The following is a 23617-nucleotide window of genomic DNA, read 5'->3' as shown; positions in this document are numbered from 1 at the left end:
ACGTTGTGCCTGTTGGTATTATCATTAATTCGCTCTCTATTATTATTGGCGGAGTCTTGGGGGGGTTTTTAGGACATCTGCTTTCTGAAGATTTTAAAAAGCAAATCACCTTGATTTTTGGTGTTTGTTCAATGGCTATGGGAATTCCCAGCATAAGCCAAATGGCGAATATGCCTGCTGTGATTTTAGCTATTATATTAGGAACCTCATTAGGACTTCTCTTACATTTCAATCAAAGGGTCAATGACGCTGCCGCTCTGATGCAAAAACCGATCGCACGATTCCCGCAAAAAGATTTACTTCTTTCACAGGATGAATTTATGGGAACACTCGTTACGATCATTGTCCTTTTTTGCGCAAGCGGGACGGGTATTTTTGGCAGTTTGACTGAAGGGATGACAGGAGACCCCACGATCCTCATTGCAAAATCGATTTTGGATTTATTCACCGCAGCAATTTTTGCCTGCAACATCGGTTACGTCGTTGCAGTAATCGCCATTCCTCAATTTATTATTTTTTTCTTTCTGTTTCTTATCGCGGTTTTTATCTTTCCATTGACAACGCCGTCCATGATCTTAGATTTTAAGGCTTGTGGAGGATTTTTAATGCTCGCAACAGGATTTCGCATGATCAAGGTTAAAATGTTTCCTACAGCCGATATGATTCCAGCAATGCTTTTGGTGATGCCCATTAGCTGGATTTGGACGTCGTGGATTGTTCCGTTATTTGGCTAAAGAAAAAAACAGGTTCCACACTCTACAGTTGAGCGTGGAACCTGTTTTTATGAAGCCATACACAGAATCAGTCTGCACTTTTTTCTTTTGCAACATATTTATACGTTGGATCGATCTCCTCATCTAGTTGGTTAAAGGCGCCTTGAACGCGCCGCTCAACCTCCGCTAAACCAGCCTTGTCCATTTTTTTAATATCAGAGATATCAATAGGATCTCCATATCGAATGATTACGGGCGTCCGTTTGAATAGATGGGAAAATTTAGTCGGTCCCTGATAAACAGAAGGAACAATAGGCTTCTTAGACAAACGGGAAATCAAAGCCATGCCTCCCTTTAACTCCGAAGAGTGACGCGTTCCACTTGGAAACATGATCAGGCTCTTGTCAGAATCCTTCAACATCTTGACAGGTTTTTTAACGACACTAGGCCCTGGCTTGTCGCGGTCCACAGGAAAAGCATTCAAATGAACCAAGATGAAGCGTATAACAGGATTCTTAAATAGTTCCGCTTTCGCTAAAAAGCTGAACTGTTTTGGCGAAGCACCAAGAGCCAAATAAAATGGGTCCCACCACGTTCTGTGAGGGGCTACTAAGATATAGTTTCCCTCGGGTAATTTTTCTCGATTTTGATAGTGAGCGTTCCCATTAACAATCGCCAAGAGAACTCGTACGATGACACGGATAAATTTAAAAAACATTTTTTCTTCCTTTCAGTTAACTAACTAAACGTAGTATAATACATCAGTATGATTTTTTTAAGGGGGCAAAAGAAATTGTTAAAAAAAGGCGAACGAATCGATCAACTTTATGCGGAGGACATCCAAATTATCCAAAGCTCAGAAGTCTTCTCTTTTTCCATTGACGCCGTTTTGCTGGCAAATTTTGCTCGTGTTCCAAAACGAGGCAAGATCGTGGATCTTTGTGCTGGAAACGGTGCGGTCGGCCTTTTTTTGAGCCGAAAAACAACTGCGCATATTGATCAAATTGAATTGCAGCCTCGACTTGCCGATATGGGACAACGAAGTATTCAATTAAACCATTTGGAAAAACAATTGACTATGTACGAATTGGATTTAAAAAATACGTTTGATCGGATTAAAGCAGATTCTGCGGACCTTGTTGTCTGCAACCCGCCTTATTTCAAAGAGCTGCCGACTAGTCAAAAGAACCCCAACCCCCATTTAGCTATCGCTCGTCATGAGATTCACGCAACTTTAGACGATGTTGTCGCTGTTTCAGCAAAATTATTAAAAATGAATGGTCGTTTTTCAATGGTCCATCGTCCAGATCGATTCTTAGAAATTATCGACTGCCTGCGTACCCATCGCATTGCACCAAAAAGGATTCAATTTGTTTATCCCAAGCCAGGAAAAGAGGCCAATACACTCCTCATTGAAGGCATTAAAGATGGAAAGAGTGAAGGCTTGCGATTCCTTCCACCAATATATACTTATGACCATTCCGGCAGCTACTCTGCGGACTTACAGGAGATGCTTTATGGCAACTGATCAATTTTTCTACGTATTACTTTGCAAAGACCATAGTTTTTATGGCGGGTACACCACTGATTTATCACGCCGCTTAACCGAGCACAATAATGGGACCGGGGCAAAATACACCCACCCTCAAAGTCGGCGTCCTGTGAAGATGATTCACGCCGAACGTTTTGATACACGGAGCGAGGCCACAAAAGCGGAAGCAGCGTTCAAAAAATTACCACGTAAACAAAAAGATAAATACCTAATAGACAATCAAACAAAAAATGTTCTATGATCAAAAAAGACCCTGTAATTTGTACACGAGAAAAACGTGTGTGAATTACAGGGCTCTTTTTGGCTTTCTCAAGATTCTTCTATCTTCTCAAGAAAAATTAAGACGTCCGTCTGATAACTGACGGACGAACCTTGTTTGTTGTTGCTTCTTACTCGCCTTTTAACAATTCTTTTGTAATCAAATGACAATAATGGATCGAACCTGTTTCATTCGGATGGACTTGATCGTCATAAAACCAGTCTGGATGATTATTACTAAAATCATACCAATCAATCAAGTGAACATTTTTATACGTTTTAGCCGCAGCCTCTAAGTTTGCATTTACATCATTTTGCCAACGTCGTGTCGGAACATGTGTATTGATAACAAAGACTCGATGTTTTTCACCTAGTACGTTCATTATTTGAGCAAAATCATCGCTGTTAAACGCACCATTTGTCCCTAAACTCAATAAAATCGTGTCATGCAGTTCGCCTTTATCCTTCAAGGCCTGCAACAATGGCGGGCTATCTTTCAACTGTCGGCCAACTTCACCGTCAACCACCATTTTAGGAAATATCTCTGTAAGTCCTTTTGAGCCGGCCAATAGGACGGAATCCCCAAAAGCCGTGACCTTTAGATTCTTCGCCTTCGTTACTTCACGTTGACTAAGACTATATTTGTCTGCCAAGCTTGTAGGGATTTCAGAACTGCTGGTAGACCCTTGTGTCTGATCGGTTCCACTTGAGTCCTGTTGCTCAGAAGAACCTTCTGTTTTATTAGCTGCCTGTTTATTCTGTTCAATTTGCTTTTGCAGTGCCTCTTGGTTCGCATCTACTCTGTTTGTCGGCGCGATAATCATACCAACAACTGCAATCAAAGCAATCAAACTAGAAAAGACAAAACCGATTTTTCTACGACTCTTGATTGGTGCCCCAAACGAGCGTTTTAATGAAACAAACGTCTTGCGATAATTAAAGGTACGCAACGGTTTTTCTACATAGCGATACGAAAGCTCTGTAACGAAAAGAATCAGGATGACTTCCATAATCGTGTGCAAAAATGTATGATTGGCTACATTTACTTTCGCTTCATAAAAAATCATCACTGGAAATTGGTACAAATAAATGCCGTAGCTGCGCTTCCCAATCCAAGTAAAGACTGGATTTGTCAGCCATCGGTTCCAACTTGCGCCAGGATGAGCTGTAATAGCAACTAGCAAAACGCTTAGTAAACTAACGAGAAACATTCCGCCGTAATATACAAAAGACAAATCATCTCTTAAGAATAAGAACGCTAGGATCAATAGTAGTAAAGAGCCAAATCCGATCCCATTTAATATTCGTTTCGCTTGTGAAGGGATTCTCGCCTTCAGCCGTGTACTAGGCCAAATGAACGCCAAAGCTCCACCTAATAAAATGGAGAACAAACGTGTGTCTGTCCCGTAATAAACACGTGTAGGGTCTTGTCCAGGTACGTATAGAATAGCCATCAAAATCGCTGAAAAGATCGCTGCTCCAACAATACCAAGAAATACTTTCCCTTTATTTTTTACAAACTTCATCAATAGGACAAAAATGATCGGCCAAAATATATAATTTTGTGTTTCAACCGCCAAGGACCAGATATGGGTGAATGGTGATTCTCCTGAAAAGCGATCAAAGTAAGACATTCCATGATTGATCTGCCACCAATTATTTATATAAAATAAACTGCTGATGACATTTCCCCGTAAATTATTCAGCAAATTACGTTGAAACAAGGTGATGTAGGCCGAAGCCCCGATCAACATAGTTACCAATGCCGGATACAACCGTTTCATTCGTCGATAGTAAAATTGCTTGATATCGACTTTCCCGGTTTGTTTCCATTCTTGAATTAATAAATCGGTAATCAAGTATCCTGAAACTACAAAAAAAACAGGAACTCCTAAGTATCCGCCACGCATTTGAGCGGGCATCAAATGATATAAAATTACGCCAATTACTGCTAAGGAACGGATGCCATCGAAACCAGTAATATAACGGCTATGCTCTAGTCTTTTTCCCATATTTTTACTTTCCAACTTTACTATAGAATATCAAACTAACTATACGTATAAATCAAACAAACTGCAACAATTTCTCAATAAAAAAAGCATTTCCTAAATATTTTAGTTTTTAGATTGAAAAATGTTGATGAGAATATCTTTTGCATTGAGTGTTCTTCTAAACGATCAATTACTCATTTGCCTACGTTGACTACTTTTTAGACTGCCTGATTTATTATGTTCTCATAGTGCCAATAGTCTTATACTCATGTCAACTGTTATCAACTGCAACCAGCAACGCTGACAAAAAAAGCTGAGACGGCTGTCTCAACTTTTTAATCCATTGTCTCCTCGTAAAAACGCCCCATGATTCGAACGTTCTCTGAGATACTTACGAACGCAGCTGGGTCACTCTCGCGCATGATTGCTTCTAATAAGGGCAATTCAAAACGAGTCACGACCGTAAATAAGACGGTCTGCTTGTCATGCTTATAAGCACCTTCAGCTTCATTGATTATTGTAATTCCGCGACGCATTTGATCTTGAATACCATTGATCACTCGTTCTGGACATTTTGTGACGATCATGACTTGCATTTTCCGCTGCTTCGTATAAAGGGCATCTGTTAGTTTCCCGCTCATAAAGATTGCTAAAGCAGAATAAAACATGTATTGCCAGCTAAACAAAATTCCAGCCATCAGCATGATCATTACATTGAAAATAATAGAAATCGAACCGACAGAAGTTCCCGTTCTTTTGCGGATGGTGATACTCAAAATATCCAATCCGCCAGAAGACAATCCGTTTTTTAAAGCAAAACCGATTCCCACACCCATAATTGCTCCCCCAAAAATCGCACAGATGATTGGGTCTGTTGTTAGGGTCGTTTCTGGAATAATGTGAATGAAAAACGAGGTTAAAAAAACGGTTATAAACGTAAATATCGTAAATTTGTGACCGATTTTAAACCAAGCCAAGAAAAACAACGGCACGTTGATCAAAAATAATGTGACAGATACTGGTACGGTGAAGCCAACTACACGATGCGATAAAGTTGTCAATATTTGAGCAAAACCAGTTGCTCCACTTGAATAGATGTGTCCTGGTTGGTAAAAAAAGTTTACGGCTATCGCCGCTAAAAAAGCATAAACTACTGCGACAGATAAGCGGGTGGCGTAATCGTGGTGAGGCCACTCCTCTATCTTCTTTTTCATCATGTCATGTCCGCCTCATTTCAAAATTTCACTCACATTATACGTATTTTCATGAAAAAAAGAAAGCACCTACCATAAAGGCAGGTGCTTCTCTTAGTATTTTCTTAGAGTTACTACTTGATTATCCAGTTTTTATAGAACATCGGCTCTCTTTAGAGCTGGATTTGCTCGCCTAAATACAGGGTTCAGCTGATTACTCTTCTATTTTAGTCACATCGATACTCAACTCATAAAGTTGTAATGGAGATACGGTACTTGGTGCATCTGACATTGGGTCTGCTGCTTTACCATTCTTAGGAAAGGCAATGACTTCACGAATATTGTCTTCGCCAGCCAACAACATAGCAAAGCGGTCCAAACCAAGGGCGATCCCGCCGATTGGAGGGAACCCATAATCTAGTGATTCCAATAAGAAGCCGAATTGTTCATTGGCACTTTCGCGAGTGAAGCCTAAAGTCTCAAAGACTTGCTCCTGTAATTCACGTGTATTGATACGCAATGAACCACCGCCCAATTCGTACCCGTTCAAGACAATGTCGTAGGCCTGTGCGTATACTTTTTCAGGATGATCTTTTAAGTTCGCAATATCCTTTTCCATTGGCATCGTAAATGGGTGATGGGCAGACACATACCGACCCAATTCTTGATCAAATTCAAATTGCGGCCAATCAACGACCCATAAATAATCGAAACGGTCTTCATCGATCAAACCAAGTTCCTTACCAACTTTTGAACGAACAGCACCTAGAGCAGTTACAGCAGTTAAGAATTGGTCGGCAGCGAACATCAATACGTCGCCAGCTTCAGCATTTGTCGCTTTCTTCAAGTCTTCACTGACACCGCCCATGAATTTCGCGATCGGTCCAGTTAATTCACCGTTCTCGTCTACTTTGATCCATGCCAATCCCTTCGCACCAAATTGACCAACGAACTGACCTAGGCGATCCAATTCTTTTCGAGAATATTTATCGGCAGCACCTTTTGCGTTCAACGCTTTAACCACGCCGCCATTATCAGAAGCCATGCGGAACACTTTGAAATCAGTGGCAGAGGCAATATCTGTCACATCGATCAATTCCATATCGAAACGCGTATCTGGTTTATCTGAGCCATAGCGTTCCATCGCTTCATCCCAAGTGATCCGTGGGAATGGCAACGTCACTTCAACTCCACGTACATCCTTCATGACTTGTGCAATCATTGCTTCGGTGTATTCTTGAATTTCTTCAGCCGTTAAAAAGCTCGTTTCAATATCGATTTGTGTAAATTCTGGCTGACGGTCGCCACGTAGATCTTCATCACGGAAGCAGCGAACGATTTGATAGTAACGGTCAAATCCAGCAGTCATCAATAATTGTTTTAAAATTTGCGGTGATTGCGGCAACGCATAGAAATGTCCTGGGTGAACACGTGAAGGAACCAAATAGTCCCGAGCACCTTCTGGCGTTGATTTAGCTAAATAAGGTGTTTCAATATCTAAGAAATCATTGTTATCTAAGAAACGACGAACCGATTGTGTCAAACGGTGACGCATCATCAAGTTTTGTGTCATCTTCGGACGACGTAAATCCATATAACGATATTTCAAACGGACTTCGTCACTGATATTTTGGTCATCTTCAATTGAAAATGGCGGTGTTTTCGCACTATTTAAAATAGTGATTTCTTCACCCTTCACTTCAAAGTCGCCCGTGCTCATTTTTTTGTTTACCGCACCTGCATCCCGTCGGATCACCGTTCCGGTAATTTCAACAACGAATTCGCTGCGGCATTGATCCGCAACCTCCCATGCTGTTTTCGATTCTTCAGGATTAAAGACCACTTGAACGATTCCTTCACGATCTCGCAGATCGATAAAGATCAGTCCGCCTAAATCTCGACGTTTTTGTACCCACCCTTTTAATGTCACTTTTTGATCCAAATACTCTTCGGACACGCGCCCGCAATAGACAGTACGTCTAGCCATTTTTCCATTCCTCCATTTTTTAAGTAATCTACCTTTTTTATCAGTAGGATTTATTTCGTTTTAATCAATTTTCGGCATCGTCATTTCGTCATAGATCGCTGCAAAGTCGTCGTACAAATCAGCTAATGGAAAGGCCTTTTCCTCACGAGTGGCTGAATCTTTTACATTGATCACGCCTTTAGCTAATTCATCTTCCCCTAAGGTTAAAACAAGTTTTGCCCCTTCTTTATCAGCAGTCTTAAATTGCGCTTTCGCTTTGCGACCCATGAAATCACGATCGGCTGAAAAACCAAATCCGCGAATCGCTTGAACCACTTTCAGGGCTTCTAAGTTTGTCACATCTCCAAGACCCACGACATAAGCGTCGAGACTTGCCGCACTTGGAATCATCACTTCTTCTTGTTCTAGAGTCAATAAAATGCGTTCGATTCCCATCGCAAACCCAATTCCAGGTGTCTCTGGCCCACCAAGCTCCTCAACGAGGCCATCATAACGACCACCGCCACAAATCGTCGTTTGCGCTCCCATCCCTGGTGCGTCACTCATAATTTCAAAAATCGTATGGTTATAATAATCCAAGCCTCGAACCATTCGGTGATCGATTTCATATGAAATGTTCAAATACTCCAAGGTTTTTGTGACACCTTCAAAGTATTCTTTCGCATACTCGCTTAAATAATCCAAAATACTTGGAGCATCCGCAACGATCGGCTGGTCTTTACGGTCTTTACTATCTAAAACCCGCAACGGATTTTCATGCAAGCGACGACGTGAATCTTCACTTAGCTCTTCTTCATGCGCTTCAAGATAGGCGATTAAAGCTTGACGATAATTGGTCCGTGTTTCTTGATCTCCTAGAGTATTGATTACTAATCGCAGCTGGTTGATGCCTAGTTGCTTAAAGAAATCCATCGCCATTGCCATTACTTCTACGTCAAGACTTGGATTTTCACTGCCAAACGCTTCGACACCAATTTGATGAAATTGACGCAATCGTCCTTTTTGCGGCCGTTCATAGCGGAACATCGGTCCAGTATAATAAACCTTGTATGGTTTCTTGAATTCTGGTCCAAACAACTTGTTTTCAACGTACGCACGTACGATAGGAGCTGTTCCTTCAGGACGAAGAGTTACATGCCGATCACCCTTATCATGAAAGTCGTACATTTCCTTAGAAACGATATCCGTAGTATCCCCCACACTGCGGGCAATTACTTCGTAGTGTTCAAAAATCGGCGTACGAATCTCTTGGTACTGATAATCGTTGAATACTAAGCGGGCAGTCTCCTCGACAAATTGCCACTTTTCACTTTCTCCCGGTAAAATATCATTGGTCCCTTTTGGTCGCTGATAACTCATGGTTTATCTCCTTTTTCTTGATATCGCAAAAATACAAAAAAAGCCCTTGTTCCTATGAACAAGGGCGAAAATCGTCGCGGTACCACCTATTTTTTTAAAAGAGTTTTACTCTTTTTCTCTGGCAATTAACGCTTGCTTTACGGAGCGGCTTTGCACACGCTCATCTCCAGACTGTCTTTCAATTACTTATCACGAAATTGCTTTCAGCCAAGGCAATTTTTTCTGTACGTTATCTCGTAATTTACTAGTTCCTTCGTAGATGTTTCATTGATGTTTTTATCTCTTCCTAAGCTACTAAAAAAAGGCTTGAAAGTCAAGTGATTTTCAAATGATATCTGAAAAGTGAAAAGAGGAGTCGCTTTTTCCCGCTCTTTATTTTAAACTTGGAAAGAAGCATCATTTTTTTATTGCGAAACACAGAAAGGGGAAAATGTACTATGACAGATGTGCGAATTGGAAAATCACAAGTTTATGCAAGTGCCTTAGGATTAGGGACGAATGCCGTTGGAGGCCACAACCTTTATCCAAACCTGACCGACGATATTGGAAAAGAAGTCGTTCGGACCGCTATCCATAACGGAATCACACTATTGGACACGGCTTTCTCATACGGACGCGGGCGTTCAGAAGAACTAATTGGCGAAGTGCTACAGGAACCGGAATTCGATCGTTCACGTGTCATTATCGCTACAAAAGCTGCCCACGATATGCAGCAAGATGGGAAATTTAATAATTCACCAGAATTTTTACGTCATGCTGTCGAAGCGGCATTAGAACGATTGCAAACAGATTATATCGATATTTTTTACATCCATTTTCCTGACGAAACTACTCCAAAAAACGAGGCAGTCGCAGCTTTGCATAAATTGAAAGAAGAAGGAAAAATTCGCGCGATCGGTGTCTCCAATTTTTCTTTGGAACAGTTAAAAGAAGCGAATAAAGATGGCTATGTGGATATTGTCGAAGAACGTTTCAGCCTGATTCATCGAGAACACGAAAAAGAGCTTTTCCCATACTTGAACGAGCATACGATCAGCTTTGTCTCTTATTATCCGCTAGATTCAGGTTTGTTGACTGGAAAATACAGCGAGGAAACAGCCTTCGAGGACAGCGATCTTCGTAGTAAAAATCCTGACTTTAAAGGAGAACGCTTTAAAGAGATCATCAAAAAAGTAGATCAATTGAAACCCATTGCCAAAAATTATGACGCGACGGTTACCCAATTAGTATTGGCTTGGTATATGAAGCACCCGCATATTGACGTGGTCATTCCAGGAGCAAAACGACCAGAACAAGTCGAGGCAAACGCAATGGCAGTGGATATTCACCTTTCTGTCGATGATTTTGAAAAAATTGATCAGTTATTCCGTTAACAAACAGAGCCATGACAGGGAATTGTCATGGCTCTATTTACATGTTCATTTCATTGAAGTATTCATCGAAATAGAATAGTCGCTTTTTTTTAAACTTTAAACTACACTTGGAAAATAATCACTTATTTTTGAGTGATAGATAAAAGGAGCGAATGTTTTATGACGGATGTACGAATCGGAAAATCACGTGTTTATGCCAGTGATCTGGGATTGGGCACAAATGCAGTTGGTGGACACAATCTTTTCCCTAACTTAAATGATGAAACTGGAAAAAAAGTCATACGGACAGCCATCAATAATGGAATCACGTTGCTGGATACAGCTTATGCCTATGGCTATGGTCGTTCTGAGGAATTGATTGGCGAGGTTTTACAAGAGCCAGAGTTTGATCGTTCTCGTATCATCATAGCGACTAAGGCCGCTCACGATCCTGAAAATAACTATGCCTTTAATAATTCTCCACAATTTCTTAAACAATCCGTAGAGGACGCGTTAAAAAGGCTACAAACAGAATATATCGATATTTTTTACATTCATTTTCCAGATGAAGCCACACCTAAAAACGAGGCTATCGCCGCGCTACACGAACTGAAGGAAGAAGGAAAAATCCGTGCAATCGGTGTTTCAAATTTTTCACTAGAACAACTTAAAGAGGCCAATCAGGAAGGCTATGTCGATGTTGTCGAAGAGCAGTTCAATTTGATTCATCGTGAACATGAAAAAGACCTCTTCCCTTACCTGAAGGAAAATAGGATCAGCTTTGTTCCATATTTTCCTCTCGCTTCTGGTTTACTTACTGGAAAATATAAGAAAGAAGATCGCTTTGACGCGTCAGATCGACGGAGCCAGAGGCCCGATTTCACCGGTGAGCGTTTTGAAAAAATCGTCGGCAAAGTGGATCAGTTAAAGCCCATTGCCAAAAATTATGATGCCACTGTAGCACAATTAATTCTGGCGTGGTACATGAAGCATCCACAAATTAGTGTCATTATTCCCGGCGCAAAACAACCTGAACAAGTTGAAGCGAATGCAAAATCCGTGGACATTCGATTAACAACTGAAGATTTTGACACGATTGATCACTTATTTAAATAATCAGGAAAGGAGCCCGATGTGTGTCATCAGGCTCTTTCTTTATTTACGACATTTTTTTCTTTCCCTGCTAAATAAGCAGCAAAGTTGTCCACGGCTATTTCCATCAAACGCTCTCTTGTTTCTAATGGACGCCATGCGATATGGGGGGTGATGATACAATTTTTAGCAGACATTAACGGATTGTCCTTTGTCATTGGTTCTTTTGAGACGACATCCACACCTGCCGCAAAAATTTGACCTCTATTTAATGCGTCTGCAACAGCAGCTTCATCTAACAGACCCCCACGCGCCGTATTTAATAAAATGACGCCCTCTTTCATCCTGGCAATCGTTTTTTGATTGATCATTTTTTCTGTTTCTGAGGTTTGAGGAACATGCAAACTGATGATATCGGCTTGCTGATAAAGTTCTTCAATAGATACTTGCTTCGCCCAATCCTCTTGAGCCTTTTTGGGACGATGGTTCCAGTAAATAACCTTCATATTAAACGCATGCGCAATTGTTGCAGTGGCCTGAGCAATCTCCCCATACCCTATCAAACCAATCGTTTTCCCTCTTAATTCCATTAACGGTGTTTTTTGATACGTAAAATCTGTACTCCGCTGCCATTCTCCTTGTTGAACAGAAGCATTGTGCACACCAACTTGATTAGCGATCTCCAATAATAATGCAAACGTAAACTGTGCCACGGCGTCCGTTCCATAGGAAGGGATATTGGTCACAGGAATGTTCCGTTTTCTGGCAGCAGCAACATCGACTACGTTATATCCTGTCGCCACTACACCGATATATTTTAGTTTCGCAACAGCAGACAAAATTTCTTCGTCAATTGGCGTCTTATTCGTAAGAATGGCTTCTGCTTCACCGATTCGATCAATGATTTCCTGTTTATCCGTAAAAGAAGTCCGATCATAGACCGTCACTTCACCAAACGCCTCAAAGCCTTGCCAATCCAAATCCCCTGGGTTTAAGGCATAGCCATCTAACACTACGATTTTCATTTCTCATTCTCCTCACTTATTGCTTCATTAAACAATAGCATTTAATTTCCTTTACCGTAAAGAAAAAGTAATTCAACAAGAATGTCTTCTATTTAATGAAGATATTTTGGATGCGGATGCCACTGAGTTTGGAACCACGCAATTCATGATAATAAAAAAACAAGCCTGAACCGATCAAATGTCTTTGATAGGTTCAGGCTCTAAGAATATAACCGCACAGATCAACCTTTTTGGGAAACCAAATTCCCTACCGTCCTGCTTACTGGTGGCTGATTGATAAAACAGTAATTGCAAAAACTTATTTATATAAAAGTGATTCTGTGGCGGACTTCCTCAAATTAATAAGCGCGTGCGATCCAAACGGTATGCTTCGCAGGCTTTCCATTCACGATATCGACTGTTTTTTCAACAGGTGGGTTAAATGGAATATTCCGTGTAGTGAAGCCTGTTTCTTCTTTGATCTTAGCTTCCGTTTCTTCCGTACCATCCCAACCGATTAAAACGAATCCTGGTGTTTCCCCAGCTTCTTTCGATTTTTCGATATGTGCTTTCAAATCATCTAACGTATCAATATCTGTATGTTCATTCGCTGTATAACGTTTTTGTGCGCTTTCGAATAAACGTTTTTGCATTACATCCAATTGGGCAACAATGTGTTCTTCGATGCCGTCTAAAGAGACAGATTCCTTGTCCGCTAAATCACGCATTTTGATAACGGCTTGATTGTTTTCAAGATCACGCGGGCCAAATTCAATACGTAATGGTGCCCCTTTAAGTTCCCATTCATTAAATTTATATCCAGGTGTATTGTCCGTAGTATCAATTCGAACACGTAACCCTTTCTCAACTAAGGATGCTTTTAATTCTTTCAGACGATCAAGAATTTCAGGTTTCTTTTGCCAAGGGCCAACAGGGATCAAAATCACTTGTGTTGGTGCAACTTTCGGTGGCAATACTAATCCTTGTTCATCCCCATGAACCATAATCAATGAGCCGATCAGACGTGTTGAGATTCCCCAAGAAGTCGTATACACATGGTCATGTTCGTTGTTACGATTCAAGAATTTAATATCGAAAGCTTCCGCAAAATTTTGTCCAAGGTAATGAGACGTTCCTGCTTGGACGGCTTTTCCGTCACGCATCATTGCCTCTACTGAATAAGTATCTACTGCACCTGCAAAACGTTCAGAAGGTGTTTTTTGTCCACGATACACAGGAATTGCCAATGTATCTTCGATCAACGTAGCATATGCTTCTAAAACGCCCATTGTCCGTTCGCGTGCGCTTTCTTCTGTTTCATGTGCCGTATGTCCTTCTTGCCATAAGAATTCTGAAGTACGCAAGAAAGGCATCGTCTTTTTCTCCCAACGGAAAACGTTCGCCCACTGATTGATTTCGTAAGGAAGATCACGGTAAGAGTTGATCCAGTTAGAAAATGCATCACCGATCAGTGTTTCAGATGTCGGACGTAAGGCATAAGGTTCTTCCAGCTCTTCATCGCCAACTTTCGTCAACCAAGGTAATTCTGGCGCAAATCCTTCTACGTGCTCTTCTTCTTTTTCCAAGAAATGTTTAGGGATCAGCATTGGGAAATAGACATTGCGAATATCTTGTGTTTTTAGGTATTTGTTAAAGTCCTCTTGAATATGCTCCCATAATTCCCAGCCATCTGGTTTAAAGATAATACAGCCGCGAACGGGTGAATAATCCATCAAGTCTGCCTTTTGGATTGTTTGTAAATACCATTTTGAAAAATCTTCTTTTTGTAAGTTTGTCATTCATGCATCCTCCTAAAATAAAAATAAAAAAACCGTTCCATCCCTACAACTTGTAAGGACGAAACGGATAATTTCGCGGTACCACCTTGCTTGGTCAAACATTGTTGACCCAACTTTCAGCTCCAATAACGCTAGAGTCGCGTGCTGTTTTCACAACAATCAACTTTGGTAGGTTCATAAATCTCAGAGGGCGCGTTGATCTTTCAGACGGTGAATCAACTCTCTGCTGCCAATAAAATTTATTACTATTCCAAATGCTTAACACCATATTAAAGACTTCTCATCAAAAATGCAAGCCTAAATGTTAATTTTTTTCTAATCCTCTGGAACATAGCGTTCTTCTAAGCGGCTCATCCACCAGCCCAAAGCTGCTCCTAAAAGGCAGAGAACTGCGCAGCCGAGGAATCCAAGGAAGCCGATCCCGCTATAATCTGTTGGTACGATCATGACCGTAGAGGCGAATACAATTCCTAAAATAAAATGAAACATTGGGGCATAATAGTGACTGAAGACCCAGTCCATCACTTTTGATAAACTCAAAACTGTCACTAATCCTCCGATGCCGATCGGAAGGATCACACCCATATCGACTGTTTTGAACCCGTCTGCCATTGCTTTATACATACCCATATACACCAAAAAATTAGATGGGCTAAGTCCAGGGACAATAAGGCCTAAACCGATCAAACCACCTGCGATCATCCAAGTAAAAAAGTTTTGATCGACTGTTCCGAAGAGACTCGATCCCTTCCATAAAAATAAAAATCCTAAAACAAAACTAACCGCAATAATAACATAATCTTTTGTTCCTCGGCCTTTTTTTCCAGCCTCTTTCCATAAAGCTGGGATCGTCCCGATAATACATCCTACAAAGAACCACAGCATAATTGTTTCAAATTCACCCAACAAAAAGCTAACCGCAAACGATAACACGAACACTCCTGTCAGACCACCAAGCCCCACAGGTATGAAGAAAAGTACATTTTCTTTAAAGTTCTTTGTGATATGGGCTAAAAATGAAATGATTCGTTCATAAATACCAAATACTGCTGCCAAAGCACCCCCGCTGACACCTGGTAAAATAAATCCTGAGCCGATGAACATTCCTTTGATGAAGCGTAAAAACCAGTCGCTTTTATTCGGCTGTGTAACTTTTTCGTTTTCCATAAAAAAATAAGTCCTCCTAGTTCATTTAAAAGAACACATTTTCCAAAAAAATGAAAAATGATTCTATTGTCGTGGTGTTCATTCGTTTCACGAATAAAAAAATCCTATTGCACCTTAGTTAGTGTACCGATAAAAAGAAACTGGCGCAAGGCTAACTAGAGAAGACGCGTCGAAAACTTATAAATTTTTTTGAGATTTTGATCATTCCTTTACGCATAGTCCTTTCAGAATTGATGACTGTAGTCACAATTTTTTAGTCATTATCTAAAAATAAACGAAATTATTTTTAAGCGATTGATAGCCCAAGCATCAAAAAAAGAAACCGGATGCGCATTGTTTGAACATCCAATTTCTTTTATAATTTATTATACACTGAATCAAGGTACTCTTGACGTTCTTCAAGCGACAAATTTTTTAGAGATCCCAAATGGTGCCAAGAGATATTACGCATCCCTATGTCCTCTAACGTTGTCGTCAATTGATGCTTATAGCTGCGAGTGCAGCGACGCTCTAGACTCTCTGTCGGTTGATCAGAAGTAGTAAAAACAACGACTGACTCAATCGATAACAGTGGCTGGATACCATTCCCGCCATCAAAAAAAGCGAATTCATTTAGCAGCACTTTGTCAAGGAACCCCTTTAAACTAGCCGGCGAGCTGTACCACCAAATTGGAAAAACCAGAACGAGCTGTGTTGTTGTACGTAACAAATTCATATAATGCAACACTAAAGGATCTAAAACAGAACCGCTTTGATAAACTGCCAGCTCTTCTTCCTTCATGACCGGGTCAAATCCGTCTTTATTTAGATCAATTATTTGATAGATTTTCTGATCTTGTTCAAGACCTTCGACCAATCGATTCAAAATACCATGATTAAAACTTTCTTTCCACGGATGATCAATTATCAATGTTGTTGCCATTTCAGTCTCCTCTTTACCCTTTTTAACAAAAATAGCACAAGTTTATTGCATTTCGATTTCATTTTGATTTCAAAAAAGCTAAGAACTTGATAAAGTTAAGTTATATTCACAAATCCCCTCGTCAATTCCTTTCGATAAATGTGTTTATTTTTCAATTTCCAGACAGACGATCCGCAAAAAACAAGGAGTTTGCTCATGTATTATTTACCTAATATAATAACTTTTCTTCGTATTTTGGTCGCGTTAGCATTGCCTTTTATAGCAGACAATCTTTTTCTTCCGCTCTATTTATTTACTGGATTGACAGATTTTTTGGATGGATGGCTGGCAAGAAAAATGAATTGGACTACTCCTTTAGGCGCATGGCTAGATAGCGTGGCGGATCATATTTTCTTCGCTTCCGTCACAGTCAAGGTTATAGAGATTTTTACAGTGCCTCTATTTATCCTAAAAGGCGCGCTGCTGATCTTACTGATTCGTTGTCTCTCTTATGTGATCGGTTATTTTCGGTTTCATCAATTCACCAGTTTACATACGTATTTAAATAAATTAACGGGAGGTCTTCTTTTTATATCTCCAATAATCTTATTTTTTCTACCTATCCATTTGTTAGGTTCGCTTCTGTTGTTTGTTGCGACGCTCTCTGCTTTTGAAGAGTTATTGATTGTGCTGACTTTTCCTAAGATAGATAGAAATGTACCAACTTTTTTTAAAAGAAAATAAATCGTCTCATTACGGCTTCTTCTTACAGTAGGTAAACTAAGGATTACTCATTTATTAAAATAGTCGAGGTGATTATGTAATGAACGAGGATAAAAAAGGATTTTAATGCCCTGCTGAATGAGAGTGATTTTATAGAGCCGATCACTGCGGCTGTCTTCATTTTTATTGCAGCTTGGGCCAGTGAACAACGCAATACCGATTAAAAGCCATACCGGCGAACAATAAAGGCAAACGGAGAAATCAACCCGAAATTCCCAAGGGGAATAAAAAAGCAGAGAGAACTACTTGAGGCAGAGGGGCATCGTGTCATTCGTCGAGGAAAAAAATTTCCGATAGTATGTTGAAATTTTGAAGACGCAATGTATGAATTGTAAGTTCCATTTTTATGATGAAAACAAACCGAATTTATGCAGTAAAAAAAGCCTTTACCTATTTCGGTAAAGGCTTCATTGTTTATTTACTCAAGCGTTCAACATCACGAGCAATCATAACTTCTTCATCTGTTGGAATTACAAAAACCTTCACACGAGAATTTTCAGTGGATAGCTCTGCTTCTTTTCCGTGGATACTCTTATTGATCTCTTCATCAATTTCGATACCGAACCACGTCATATTTTCTAAGACCATGCTGCGAACAGGATCAGCATTTTCCCCCACACCAGCAGTGAAGACAATCGCATCGACACCGTTCATCACTGAGATATATTGCGCAATGTATTTACGGATGCGATCGCAATAAATATCTAAAGCCAAGATGGCATCTGCATTGCCCTCTTCAGCGCCATTTTCGATATCACGCATATCGCTTGAAATACCGGTTAGACCCAAAACACCTGACTTTTTATTTAGAACATCAATCATTTCGTTGATATCTTTGATACCTGCTTTTTCCATCAAGTATGGCAATAATGAAGCATCGATATCACCTGCGCGCGTGCCCATTGTCAAACCCGCTAACGGAGTGAAGCCCATTGACGTATCTACTGATTTTCCACCTTCGACAGCAGTTACAGAACCACCATTACCGATATGAGCAGTGATGATTTTTGTTTCTTCAATCGGTTTGCCCAGTAACTCTGCTGCACGTTCAGAAACATAACGATGGCTCGTTCCGTGGAAACCATATTTACGAGCTGCGTATTTATCATAGTACTCTTTAGGGATGCTGTATAAATAATTAACAGCAGGCATTGTTGCATGGAAAGACGTATCAAAAACAGCTACACTTGTCACATTCGGTAAAATATGACGGAAGGCTTTAATTCCCATCGCATTTGCCGGATTATGCAACGGCGCAAATTCACTTAGCTCTTCAATTTTCGCCAAGACATCGTCATCAATCAAAACAGAATCTTTGAAGTATTCGCCGCCCGCTACTACACGATGACCTACGCCAGTGATTTCATCAAAGGATGCAATGATTTTCAACTCAAGTAATTGGTCCAATAACATTTGAACGGCAACTTCATGGTCTTTGATATCAAGAACTTGTTCAAATTTTTCACCTTCACCGTATTTGATAGTGAAGATTGAATCATTTAAACCGATTCGTTCAACGATTCCTTTTGCGATTACTGATTCTTCAGGCATTTGATAAAGCTGCCATTTTAGGCTTGAACTGCCTGCGTTGATTGCAATTGTTTTTGACATTTTAACTCTCCTTTGTTATTAAATTACTTTTCGCTCCATTGAGCAGTTTATAAATTAGAAGACTTCCAGTCCTCGAATTTTTTAAAGAACTCTGTTACTTGGGCAGGATCTTTTAGGGAAGGAAGATGAACAAGCAATACTTTTTCTACCTGTTCGGCCGTCTCACCTTTTTTTTGTAACAGTAAAATACTTTTCCTTGAATGTTCAGATTGGAATAATTCGTCTGGTAATTGGATAATTCCTTGAAGCAATACTTCATCCTTCAACCATTTTTGCAACAACGGCCCTTGTTCTGTTTCAAGAAAATTACTTGGTACTAAGAATAATCCAAAGCCATCTGGCTTCACATAGTTCATCGCTTGTTCCATCAATAAATGATGCGCATAACTATGCTCTTTCTCAGAATGAGTCGCAAATTTTTCCGCTTGCTGATCATTTGGATAATAGCCGACTGGCAAATCTCCGATCACATAGTCAACAGGGTCAACTAATAAATCTTGCAAACTATCTTGGTGGAATAACTTAATTTCTTCATCCATCAGCAATCCATCTGAAGCAGCAATGGCTAGTAAGGTTTCGTCGTTATCCACGCCAATTCCTTTAACAGAATAATTTGCTGCCTGCAAATTGATCACTGTTGTCAGTAATAAATTTCCCATTCCGACAGTAATATCTAAAATTTCTAATGGCTGATCCTTTTTCACTGTTAGTTGTTCTATCAAGAAAACAAATAGGAAACCAATACTGTCAGGTGTTAACTGATGATTGGGTTGTAATCCTTCATTTTTCGAACCTTTAAGTAAAATTAATTGGGTTAGCTTTCGCCAATCTTCTTTCCCTAGATCCAATGCTAATAATTCTTGATATAATGCTTCTACTCTTGCAACAGTACCTGCATCTGGTTGCTCTTCAAAGACACGTACTTTTGCATTGTCGACCAAGTTCTCCGTATTTTCGATGTAAGCGTCAAAAAAAGAAGTTCCTAGTGAACGTTGCAATACGATAACTGCTTCTTCCATCAATGAAAAAGCTTTCTCAATTTTCTCTGGATCCATCTTGCACCTCACAAACTAATATAACACTCACGATACCTGTTCTATTTTAGCGAACATGCACCAATTAATCAATCGCTTTCTTTCTTTTATCATCGATTTCCTAATTCGGTGTAAAAGTACCTTTCACACTGTATTCTCTCTCTTTCGCGTAATATCAAAGGCTATATCAATCCGAAGAATTTGATGTTCTATTTTTTTCAAAAAATTGATGTGTTTTCTTTTTAATTTTCACGTTCATCACTAAGCGATTCACCTCTGTCTCATAGGCGATCTCTCCTTTATTGAATTTCCATACACCATTTTTATTTTTCAACTTTGGATAATCTGCTAAGAAAAGCTCTTTAGCGATCTTAGCTTCATACAACTGCTCCGTTCTTTTTGTTAAATCTGCTGTTTGATGATAGCTTGTTGTTAAATTTAGTAATAAGAAACTAAATAGAAAAATAGCCAATAAGACGGAAAGTAAAATTCCGCCTTGGCTATTCGATGATCCATGTCCCTTCTTTTTGTTTTCCATCCTTGAAGGTAACCACAAAATCCACTCCATGATTTTTTTCTTGGCAAACAAATCGACTCACTCCTGTTAATAATGGCTGATAGCCATCAGATTGGCTTTTAATAATTTTGTCATTGCTTTTCTTAATAACTATTTTTTTCTTTTCATCATTCTCCGCCCAAATCTCACGTGAACTGGTTTGTTTATAATGGAGACCCTCCATCTCCGTTTCCAATTGTAGTAGATAGATTTCCCACTCTAGCTGATGATACCCGCTAAGCGACTGTTCCATCTTATGCGCATGTTGAATTAACCCAGAAAGCAACAACAGAATTCCGCTTAGCATCAAAAGCGCCACTAAACTTTCTAACAATGTGAAGCCGCTATTTTTTCGCAATCAGAATTCCCCCCTGTTGATTTGACGCCGTTCCATTTTCCAAGGAAATAGAGATTTGTGGCCGGGTAGACTCCCCCTCATGTATTCTGCACCGTCGAGTTTCAATATACAGGTCGCGATAATTTTCTAAATTCGCCAGACGTTGATGGCTCTCCTTTTGCATTTTAACTGTGACGCCCACATAACTAGAAACAAGAATCAGTAATATCGCCAAACTAATCAAACTTTCTAACAAGATGTACCCTTCATTTCCTTTCAAAACGACCACTCCCCAGTTGAAATTGATACGTAATCTTTTGATTGTCTTCTGTGAAAACCACATGCGGAATACTGCCATTTCCAGGCTGTGTGGTCGATATATTCCCCGTTCCTGCTTTGAAAGCAATCGAATACCCACTTTGTAACTTCACAGTACGAGGGATCTTCAATTTTCTCCAAGAAAGCTCAGTATGATTTGTAAAAAAATCAATCAGCTGCGCCTCATTATGAAGATCGATCCGTGTATTGCGCTGGTCGGCAATTGCAACTTGTTGGATATGCAGGGTAGACTTCTCGAACTGATAATAGAAAAACTCTTTTTCCAACTGTTGTTGCCACTCCTTAATAGCAAGCGTTGGCAGTAAAACGAAGCTGCAAACCAGCGCAAGAACGATCAGTGTCTCAATGAGTGTAAATCCCGAATTATTTCGGTTGTTTTTGCGCTCTTTCATACGCGTCATACTGCTCCTTTTTGACGTATTCTTGATCGATTAACTCTTCTCTTGTGGGTGTCTTTCCAAAATCTAATTCATACACTTGAATTTGTGTTTCTACTACTTTTGCTATTGCTGCATCGCTTTTTTTACTAGCGCTTTCTTTTTGATTAATTAGTTTAGGCACGAATAATAATAAAAGCAGGCTGATTACAAAAAGTACGACCAACATCTCTAATAAGGTGAACCCAGATACTTTCTTTTTCATATAATTCCCTCCAAATTCGTTAACGGCAAAAGCATCGTCATGTATAGGCTGATAATCAAAAGGGCAACGATCAAAAAAACAAGGGGCTGCAACCAAGAACACAGGAATTCTAACTGATTGAAAAAGCGACGCCAGACTAATTGACTGTAAGTTAATAACTCTTTGGCCAAATTCCCTCGAGCTTCTCCTTGAAAGATGATTCGTCCAAACTCTTTGGTTAAAAATGGGTAACGTTTCAATTCTTCGGCTAGCGAACTGCCTTGAGCTAAGCGGATCTTCAAATCTGCTGCTAATTCTTGCATCAGTGATTTTCCATCTATAGACAATAGACATTCGATAATTTGATTTAATTCCAATCCTTGCTGAAAAAGTTTGCCCCATTCCAAGGCAAAATAGGCAGAATAGTAATTACTAAATAATGCTCCAGCTAACGGTACCCTTGCTAAAAAGCGAAAACGGATCAAAAAGTTTTGTCTTCTCCCCCAAGCTTGCCAGCATACTATTAATACTAAAAAAAACAGGATCATTCCTAAGGCAATCACAGGAACAACTTTTATGAGCTGAACCGAAAAATCCTCCTCCCGAATTATTCCGCTAGCTAATAGCTGAGGCAACAAGAAAAACCGCATTCCCAATAAAATAACAATTAGAAACACCAATAGAAGCAACGGGTACGAAACCGCCTTGAGAAAATTCTCTCTTTGACGTTGGACTAACCGCATTTGTTCAGCAATTCCCAGCAATGTTTTTGACAAGTCACCGTGAGAATCAGCAAGTTCTATTTGTAGTATTTGATCGTTTGAGTAATTCAACTTTGCAAAACTCACCGCTAAATTTTCCCCTTGATGGAGGTCTTTTTGTACACCGATTAATACAGAAGGCAGAAAAATGTTTGCATTAACAAAGAAGTCCAATGCCTGCTGCAAGCTAAACCCATTTTCCATCAACTCACCTAATAAATGAGCAAAATCAATTCGTTGTTTTCTGGTCAGTTTGTTTCTGTGCCACACGACGCATCCCCTCTTCCCAGGTGAATGTCACCTTCTCTTGATAAAATTGGTAACTTGTCAATAACCCTACCGTTTGGTCTATTGGTAAAAGTTCTTGATAAATAATTCCCCGTAGGCATTCTTTTAGTAACGAGGCCTCTCCTCCAAGCTCAAAGACCCGTGCATGAGCAGTTTCTAAGCTGGCAGCATGAAGGGTAGCAAATACGCAATGACCCGTTAACGCGGCTCGAATTGCGCCTTGAATCGTCTTCTCATCACGGATTTCACCGATAATCAACACATCTGGATGGTGTCTCAATGACAACTTGATCAGTTCATCATAGCTTTGTTGAATTTTTTCATTTACTTGCAACTGTACAAAATCAGGTTCTTCAATTTCTACCGGATCTTCAATGGTAATAACTTGCCCTTCCATTTCACGTGCCAACTTGTACATCAATGTTGTCTTACCCGAACCCACAGGCCCGCAGAAAATATACAGCCCTCTTTTTTTAGTATGCCTTCGCAAAATATCCAATTGCTCAGACAAGTGGTAAACCTCGGGACTAGTACCAAACTGATGTAAAAATCGAATAACTAAACTCTCCCGTTGTAAATAATCTCCTACCGTGGACAGCCTCAATCGCTGATTCGTCTCCGGTAACGGATAAGAGATCGCCCCAAGCTGAACTTTGCGCTTTTCGCTGACATCCATTTGCCCCAAATATTTGAAGCGGTTAATCAACTGCAATGCCGTACGTACATTCATTTCATTATCAACATAGGAAAGATCTGAGTTCTTATGCTCATAAAATGGGCCTCTGCGAAAAAAGTATCGATACTTATCTTTTTGGGGCAACAAATATAAATCTTGCATTTGGTGGTCAAAACCATATTGAATCAATTCGTCTGAAAGCTCTTCGATCTCCATTTTTATCACCTCATAAAACAAGATACG

At 39.9% G+C, this 23617-nt stretch carries 24 protein-coding genes; 6 read left to right on the top strand and 18 right to left on the bottom strand.

Annotation, left to right across the window (positions count from 1 at the left end):
* Positions 1-5: 5 nt before the first annotated feature.
* A complete protein-coding gene (locus tag I592_RS04590) occupies positions 6-734 on the top strand; it encodes a DUF554 domain-containing protein (RefSeq protein ID WP_010781386.1) in 729 nt (242 codons plus the stop codon).
* 67 nt (positions 735-801) lie between these two features.
* Here I592_RS04590 and I592_RS04585 read toward each other — a convergent pair whose 3' ends face one another.
* Positions 802-1431, bottom strand: coding sequence for a lysophospholipid acyltransferase family protein (locus tag I592_RS04585; protein ID WP_010781387.1), 630 nt, complete (start codon positions 1429-1431; stop codon positions 802-804).
* A 75-nt stretch (positions 1432-1506) separates the two neighbouring features.
* On the opposite strand from I592_RS04585, the gene I592_RS04580 reads away from it, so the two are divergent.
* Together I592_RS04580 and I592_RS04575 are read left to right on the top strand one after the other, a co-directional pair.
* The gene (locus I592_RS04580) at positions 1507-2241 is read left to right on the top strand and encodes a tRNA1(Val) (adenine(37)-N6)-methyltransferase (protein WP_010781388.1); all 735 of its coding nucleotides are present in this window, start codon (positions 1507-1509) and stop codon (positions 2239-2241) included.
* Positions 2231-2506 (top strand): GIY-YIG nuclease family protein, encoded by a 276-nt coding sequence (locus tag I592_RS04575; protein WP_010781389.1) that lies wholly within the window; start codon positions 2231-2233, stop codon positions 2504-2506. The genes I592_RS04580 and I592_RS04575 overlap by 11 nt, the downstream gene beginning before the upstream one ends.
* A 148-nt stretch (positions 2507-2654) precedes the next feature.
* Here I592_RS04575 and I592_RS04570 read toward each other — a convergent pair whose 3' ends face one another.
* The 4 genes from I592_RS04570 to hisS form a co-directional block, all read right to left on the bottom strand.
* Positions 2655-4535: an acyltransferase family protein gene (locus I592_RS04570; protein WP_010781390.1), complete on the bottom strand. Its 1881-nt coding sequence runs from the start codon at positions 4533-4535 to the stop codon at positions 2655-2657.
* 314 nt (positions 4536-4849) lie between these two features.
* On the bottom strand, positions 4850-5728 hold the full coding sequence (locus tag I592_RS04565) for a YitT family protein (protein WP_044926427.1): 879 nt from the start codon (positions 5726-5728) through the stop codon (positions 4850-4852).
* 193 nt (positions 5729-5921) lie between these two features.
* On the bottom strand, positions 5922-7694 hold the full coding sequence (gene aspS, locus I592_RS04560; RefSeq protein ID WP_010781392.1) for an aspartate--tRNA ligase: 1773 nt from the start codon (positions 7692-7694) through the stop codon (positions 5922-5924).
* 60 nt (positions 7695-7754) lie between these two features.
* A complete protein-coding gene (gene hisS / locus I592_RS04555) occupies positions 7755-9053 on the bottom strand; it encodes a histidine--tRNA ligase (protein WP_010781393.1) in 1299 nt (432 codons plus the stop codon).
* A 437-nt stretch (positions 9054-9490) separates the two neighbouring features.
* On the opposite strand from hisS, the gene I592_RS04550 reads away from it, so the two are divergent.
* On the top strand, positions 9491-10426 hold the full coding sequence (locus tag I592_RS04550) for an aldo/keto reductase (RefSeq protein WP_010781394.1): 936 nt from the start codon (positions 9491-9493) through the stop codon (positions 10424-10426).
* A gap of 159 nt (positions 10427-10585) precedes the next feature.
* Positions 10586-11521, top strand: coding sequence for an aldo/keto reductase (locus tag I592_RS04545; protein ID WP_010781395.1), 936 nt, complete (start codon positions 10586-10588; stop codon positions 11519-11521).
* A gap of 26 nt (positions 11522-11547) precedes the next feature.
* Here the strand turns inward: I592_RS04545 and I592_RS04540 are convergent, their stop codons facing one another.
* From I592_RS04540 to I592_RS04525, 4 genes are all read right to left on the bottom strand, one after another.
* Positions 11548-12522 carry a D-2-hydroxyacid dehydrogenase gene (locus tag I592_RS04540; RefSeq protein WP_010781396.1) on the bottom strand — a complete coding sequence of 325 codons (975 nt, stop codon included), beginning with the start codon at positions 12520-12522 and terminating at the stop codon, positions 11548-11550.
* 338 nt (positions 12523-12860) lie between these two features.
* Positions 12861-14300 carry a proline--tRNA ligase gene (gene proS / locus I592_RS04535; protein ID WP_010781397.1) on the bottom strand — a complete coding sequence of 480 codons (1440 nt, stop codon included), beginning with the start codon at positions 14298-14300 and terminating at the stop codon, positions 12861-12863.
* 315 nt (positions 14301-14615) lie between these two features.
* Entirely contained in the window at positions 14616-15467 is an 852-nt protein-coding gene (locus tag I592_RS04530; RefSeq protein ID WP_010781398.1) for a DUF368 domain-containing protein, read from the bottom strand.
* A 355-nt stretch (positions 15468-15822) separates the two neighbouring features.
* Entirely contained in the window at positions 15823-16389 is a 567-nt protein-coding gene (locus I592_RS04525; protein ID WP_010781399.1) for an NAD(P)H-dependent oxidoreductase, read from the bottom strand.
* A gap of 195 nt (positions 16390-16584) precedes the next feature.
* Here I592_RS04525 and I592_RS04520 point away from each other — a divergent pair, with 195 nt between their 5' ends.
* Positions 16585-17112: a CDP-alcohol phosphatidyltransferase family protein gene (locus I592_RS04520; RefSeq protein WP_010781400.1), complete on the top strand. Its 528-nt coding sequence runs from the start codon at positions 16585-16587 to the stop codon at positions 17110-17112.
* A 453-nt stretch (positions 17113-17565) separates the two neighbouring features.
* Here I592_RS04520 and I592_RS04515 read toward each other — a convergent pair whose 3' ends face one another.
* The 9 genes from I592_RS04515 to comGA form a co-directional block, all read right to left on the bottom strand.
* Positions 17566-18762 carry an acetate kinase gene (locus tag I592_RS04515; RefSeq protein ID WP_010781401.1) on the bottom strand — a complete coding sequence of 399 codons (1197 nt, stop codon included), beginning with the start codon at positions 18760-18762 and terminating at the stop codon, positions 17566-17568.
* A 47-nt stretch (positions 18763-18809) separates the two neighbouring features.
* The gene (locus I592_RS04510) at positions 18810-19817 is read right to left on the bottom strand and encodes a class I SAM-dependent methyltransferase (protein WP_010781402.1); all 1008 of its coding nucleotides are present in this window, start codon (positions 19815-19817) and stop codon (positions 18810-18812) included.
* 166 nt (positions 19818-19983) lie between these two features.
* Positions 19984-20334 carry a competence type IV pilus minor pilin ComGG gene (gene comGG / locus I592_RS04505; RefSeq protein ID WP_044926069.1) on the bottom strand — a complete coding sequence of 117 codons (351 nt, stop codon included), beginning with the start codon at positions 20332-20334 and terminating at the stop codon, positions 19984-19986.
* Positions 20297-20710 carry a competence type IV pilus minor pilin ComGF gene (gene comGF / locus I592_RS04500; RefSeq protein ID WP_010781404.1) on the bottom strand — a complete coding sequence of 138 codons (414 nt, stop codon included), beginning with the start codon at positions 20708-20710 and terminating at the stop codon, positions 20297-20299. Before comGF ends, comGG begins: the two co-directional genes overlap by 38 nt.
* Complete coding sequence (gene comGE, locus I592_RS04495; protein WP_244265154.1) at positions 20697-20978, bottom strand: competence type IV pilus minor pilin ComGE; 282 nt, start codon at positions 20976-20978, stop codon at positions 20697-20699. The genes comGF and comGE overlap by 14 nt, the downstream gene beginning before the upstream one ends.
* Positions 20956-21420 carry a competence type IV pilus minor pilin ComGD gene (gene comGD, locus I592_RS04490; RefSeq protein WP_139243567.1) on the bottom strand — a complete coding sequence of 155 codons (465 nt, stop codon included), beginning with the start codon at positions 21418-21420 and terminating at the stop codon, positions 20956-20958. The genes comGE and comGD overlap by 23 nt, the downstream gene beginning before the upstream one ends.
* Positions 21392-21670, bottom strand: a complete 279-nt coding sequence (comGC, locus tag I592_RS04485; RefSeq protein WP_010781407.1) for a competence type IV pilus major pilin ComGC — start codon at positions 21668-21670, stop codon at positions 21392-21394. The genes comGD and comGC overlap by 29 nt, the downstream gene beginning before the upstream one ends.
* Positions 21667-22680 carry a competence type IV pilus assembly protein ComGB gene (gene comGB / locus I592_RS04480; protein WP_010781408.1) on the bottom strand — a complete coding sequence of 338 codons (1014 nt, stop codon included), beginning with the start codon at positions 22678-22680 and terminating at the stop codon, positions 21667-21669. The genes comGC and comGB overlap by 4 nt, the downstream gene beginning before the upstream one ends.
* Positions 22640-23590, bottom strand: coding sequence for a competence type IV pilus ATPase ComGA (gene comGA, locus I592_RS04475; RefSeq protein WP_044926424.1), 951 nt, complete (start codon positions 23588-23590; stop codon positions 22640-22642). Before comGA ends, comGB begins: the two co-directional genes overlap by 41 nt.
* Between the last annotated feature and the right edge of the window lie 27 nt (positions 23591-23617).

It is taken from the genome of Enterococcus gilvus ATCC BAA-350 (assembly GCF_000407545.1).
In the GTDB taxonomy this organism is placed as follows: Bacteria; Bacillota; Bacilli; order Lactobacillales; family Enterococcaceae; genus Enterococcus_A; species Enterococcus_A gilvus.
The sequence above is the reverse complement of the archived record's forward strand: the minus strand, read 5'-3'. Positions and strand labels throughout refer to the sequence as shown.

Excerpts from the sequence above, each read along its gene's own strand:
- I592_RS04585 (WP_010781387.1), bottom strand. The coding sequence starts at position 1,431 with ATGTTTTTTAAATTTATCCGTGTCATCGTACGAGTTCTCTTGGCGATT.
- I592_RS04575 (WP_010781389.1), top strand. The coding sequence starts at position 2,231 with ATGGCAACTGATCAATTTTTCTACGTATTACTTTGCAAAGACCATAGT.
- I592_RS04570 (WP_010781390.1), bottom strand. The coding sequence starts at position 4,535 with ATGGGAAAAAGACTAGAGCATAGCCGTTATATTACTGGTTTCGATGGC.
- I592_RS04565 (WP_044926427.1), bottom strand. The coding sequence starts at position 5,728 with ATGAAAAAGAAGATAGAGGAGTGGCCTCACCACGATTACGCCACCCGC.
- aspS (WP_010781392.1), bottom strand. The coding sequence starts at position 7,694 with ATGGCTAGACGTACTGTCTATTGCGGGCGCGTGTCCGAAGAGTATTTG.
- hisS (WP_010781393.1), bottom strand. The coding sequence starts at position 9,053 with ATGAGTTATCAGCGACCAAAAGGGACCAATGATATTTTACCGGGAGAA.
- I592_RS04550 (WP_010781394.1), top strand. The coding sequence starts at position 9,491 with ATGACAGATGTGCGAATTGGAAAATCACAAGTTTATGCAAGTGCCTTA.
- I592_RS04545 (WP_010781395.1), top strand. The coding sequence starts at position 10,586 with ATGACGGATGTACGAATCGGAAAATCACGTGTTTATGCCAGTGATCTG.
- I592_RS04540 (WP_010781396.1), bottom strand. The coding sequence starts at position 12,522 with ATGAAAATCGTAGTGTTAGATGGCTATGCCTTAAACCCAGGGGATTTG.
- proS (WP_010781397.1), bottom strand. The coding sequence starts at position 14,300 with ATGACAAACTTACAAAAAGAAGATTTTTCAAAATGGTATTTACAAACA.
- I592_RS04530 (WP_010781398.1), bottom strand. The coding sequence starts at position 15,467 with ATGGAAAACGAAAAAGTTACACAGCCGAATAAAAGCGACTGGTTTTTA.
- I592_RS04525 (WP_010781399.1), bottom strand. The coding sequence starts at position 16,389 with ATGGCAACAACATTGATAATTGATCATCCGTGGAAAGAAAGTTTTAAT.
- I592_RS04520 (WP_010781400.1), top strand. The coding sequence starts at position 16,585 with ATGTATTATTTACCTAATATAATAACTTTTCTTCGTATTTTGGTCGCG.
- I592_RS04515 (WP_010781401.1), bottom strand. The coding sequence starts at position 18,762 with ATGTCAAAAACAATTGCAATCAACGCAGGCAGTTCAAGCCTAAAATGG.
- I592_RS04510 (WP_010781402.1), bottom strand. The coding sequence starts at position 19,817 with ATGGATCCAGAGAAAATTGAGAAAGCTTTTTCATTGATGGAAGAAGCA.
- comGG (WP_044926069.1), bottom strand. The coding sequence starts at position 20,334 with ATGGAAAACAAAAAGAAGGGACATGGATCATCGAATAGCCAAGGCGGA.
- comGD (WP_139243567.1), bottom strand. The coding sequence starts at position 21,420 with ATGAAAGAGCGCAAAAACAACCGAAATAATTCGGGATTTACACTCATT.
- comGC (WP_010781407.1), bottom strand. The coding sequence starts at position 21,670 with ATGAAAAAGAAAGTATCTGGGTTCACCTTATTAGAGATGTTGGTCGTA.
- comGA (WP_044926424.1), bottom strand. The coding sequence starts at position 23,590 with ATGGAGATCGAAGAGCTTTCAGACGAATTGATTCAATATGGTTTTGAC.